The organism is Protofrankia sp. CiP1_Cm_nod4, from assembly GCF_982290645.1.
Genome location: NZ_CEVIVC010000032.1, coordinates 13335 through 16474 on the forward strand (window position 1 = coordinate 13335; position 3140 = coordinate 16474).

Annotated in this window: 2 protein-coding genes; one reads left to right on the plus strand and one right to left on the minus strand. The window is 73.5% G+C overall.

Annotated elements, in window-relative coordinates:
* Window positions 1–1016 (minus strand): hypothetical protein (locus AC5LSR_RS08665; protein WP_493468335.1); only part of this gene is annotated, 1016 nt, incomplete at its 3' end.
* Between the two features lie 343 nt (window positions 1017–1359).
* Between AC5LSR_RS08665 and AC5LSR_RS08670 the strand changes: the two genes are divergently transcribed.
* Entirely contained in the window at window positions 1360–2676 is a 1317-nt protein-coding gene (locus tag AC5LSR_RS08670; RefSeq protein ID WP_250293060.1) for a hypothetical protein, read from the plus strand.
* Window positions 2677–3140 lie beyond the last annotated feature (464 nt).

The following is a 3140-nucleotide window of genomic DNA, read 5'->3' on the forward strand; positions in this document are numbered from 1 at the left end:
GGCGGCTGCGGCCGGACGGCGGGCCGGGGCGGCGATTGCCTTTCATACCCGCGCCCATCCACCTCCACGCCCGGCGGCTGCGGCCGGACGATGACAGGCCGCGACGGGGCTGTCGGGCCCGGGGCCCGGCTCTCGCCGCTGCCCGGGGGGCCGCCCGCGGAACCACTGGTTGGGGACGGTGTCTGCCTGGCCGCGGCCGTGGTCACCGCGGATGGGCCCGTGGCCGGGTCGGCGGCCGCCACAGGCGCGAGGGCCGGTGTGCCGGCCTGCGTCGGGGTGGGGGCCGGGGTGGGTGTGAGGTACCCCAGCAGGAAGCCGAGCCCCGCGGCTGCCGCGATGAAGGTCAGGTTGGACGATGGCGACGGTGCTGTCACCCGCAACGCCGACAGGCTGACGATCGCGACGAAGCCGGCCCCACACCCGGCGGGCGCGAACCGGACGGCCCGCCGCCACCGGTTGCGGGGGAGACGACGGCGCGCGAGCGCGATCAGCGCGGCAGCCCACAGCAGGGCCGTGACGATCAGCAGGCCCAGCCCGAACATGCCGTATGTGCAGACCAGCGTGCCGCGGATGTCGGCGATCCCCTCGGCCGAGGCGAGGACGTCACGCCTTGCATCACGGAGAGTGACGGACATGGGCAGCAGTCCGGTCGCCTGTCCGCGCAGCTCCGCCATGTCGACGTCGACGCTCCAGGCCAGCGAGGCGCCGGCCGGTACGTCCATCCGCACGGCGGTGTCGAAGACGAAGAAGGTCAGGCCCAGCGCCGATCCGCTGACACGGATCGACCGTATCTGGGCGAGCTCGTTCCGGTTGTTACGGACCGTGACAAGAACGCGGGTGGGCCGCTCCGGATCGAGCACGATCCGCCGCCCGGTCACGGAGACCTCGTTGACCACCGCGTCGAGCTGAAGGCCCCCGCTGCCTGCGGCGACGATGCCGCCGGCGGGGCCCCTCGGCCCGTCGCCGGCCGCGGCCATGGCCGGGGCAGGTAACAGGACCAGGACCGTCAGCATCATGATCACCAAAGCGGTGAGTGGCCTCGCGGCTCGCCGCGTCGGCTCCACGACAACAGCCACGACGCCCCCCGGGAATCCACTTTCTGTTGTGACGTCGATGTTACTGTCATCCCGGGAACGGGGCTGCGGCTGGACATGCTGTCCAGTACACGACACGTCGCCGCTCCGTTCGCGGTCGGGGGGCGTCATGCGCTTTTCTTGCCCGGTCTTACGCCGGGCGGGCGTCAGGACCATCCTGACGGCCATCCTGCCGTCGGTGATCCTGCTCGGCATACTCGGCGCGGGGTCCACGGCCGGGCCCACGGCGGCCGCCGCACCCGCCACGGGTACGAGACCGATCCCCATGACCATGGCCGTCGTGGCCGCTCCGAGCAGCAGTGCGCCCGCGCCAAGCCCCACCGCCTGCCCCGAGGGGACTCCGGACGGCTGCCTGTGCCCGGACGGTTCCGTGGTGCCCGGCGGGCGGGAATGCGCACCGCAGCCGTGTCCCACCGGCCAGCAGCGCAACTCGGACGGCGTCTGCGACTATCCGCCCTGCCCCGAAGGGCAACAACGCGACGCGAAGGGGATCTGCGACTATCCGCCCTGCCCGGCAGGCCAGGAACGCAACTCGAACGGTGTCTGCGGCTACCCGCCATGCCCCGAAGGGCAGCAACGCGGTAAGGACAACACCTGCGGCTACCCACCATGTCCCGAGGGCCAGCAACGCGGCGATGACGGGACCTGCCGCTATCCGCCGTGCCCGGCCGGGCAACAACGCAACGCGGACGGCGTCTGCGGCTATCCGCCATGCCCCACCGGCCAGGAACGGGACGCGAACGGCACCTGCCGCTACCCGCCATGCCCGGCCGGCCAGCAACGCGGCACGGACGGGGTCTGCCAGCCGGTCCCCGTGACCTGCCCGGACGGCTCCACCGCCCGCAGCCGGCAGCAGTGCCCGCCGCCACCGACAACCTGCTGGGACGGCAGCACGGCCGCCGCCGGGCAGCAGTGCCCACCGCAGCGCGAGACCTGCGCCGGCGGGGTGACGGTGACGGCCGGGCAGCCGTGCCCGCCGCCGCGGCCCGGGGAGACCTGTCCTGGCGGGACGCCACCGGGCCAGGGCGGCGTCTGCCCACGGCCGTCGGTCTCCTGCCCCGGCGGCCTGTTGGTGCCCGCCGGGCAGCAGTGCCCGCAGCCACCGCCTCCCTGCCCGGCCGGATCCGTGCGGGACGCGTCCGACCGCTGCGTGCCGGTCAGGCCGGAGCCCACGGCCACGCAGCAGCCCGCCCCCGCGCCCTCGCCCGCACCGGCGCTCCCCAGCCCGTTACCCGGGCAGCTGGCGCTGGACAAACCGGTCGTCTCCGGCGGGGACACCCTGTTCGCCACCGGCGCCGGCTGTACGCCGGCCGCCGACGTCGTCATCGTCTCCGAGGACGGCCGGACGATCGGCCGGACGGTCGCGGACGAGAACGGGGAGTTCTCCACGGCCGTGCAGTTCGCCACCTATCGGGCCGGAACCCGTTCGATCACCGCGACCTGCGGTCCGGTCCTGCGCTCCGAGGTGGACATGGTGCTGTCCAGCTCGACCGGTGGCACGTCCAACACGTTCGTCCTGATGTTGTTCTTCCTGCTCGCCGGCTCTCTCGTGGTACGCCATCAGATCGGCCAGAGCATCTGACCGGAGTACCAGGCCGGCGGCGGGCGGGCCGGCGGCGGGCGACGTGGAACGATCTGATGGCGGACGGCATGAACCGCGAGCGGCGACCGTCGGGAACCGAACAACGGGAACGGCCGGCCGGGGAGCACACGCCGGCCGACGCGGCGGGAGACGGACCGCCGGGAAGAACGGGAAGGAAGGACGGGAGCGGCGGCGCGGGCAAGGGATGGGCGGTGGCCGTGTACCACCGCTACCCACGCCGCCGCTCCCGTCTCGGCCCGACACCGGAAGGCCCTCCAGGGCCCCCGGCAGCGCGTTTGTTTCTCCGTCGCGCCTGTGGAGCCCCGCACCCTGAGGCATTCAGGGGAACGGGCACCATCGGTGTCGGTTCACCCGGCGGCCGGGGCACTGTCAGCCGGCGGCCGGGGAGTTGGGAACAAGGCTCTGCGCGGTGCTCGGGAACACCATTGTTCCGGAGCGCCTTC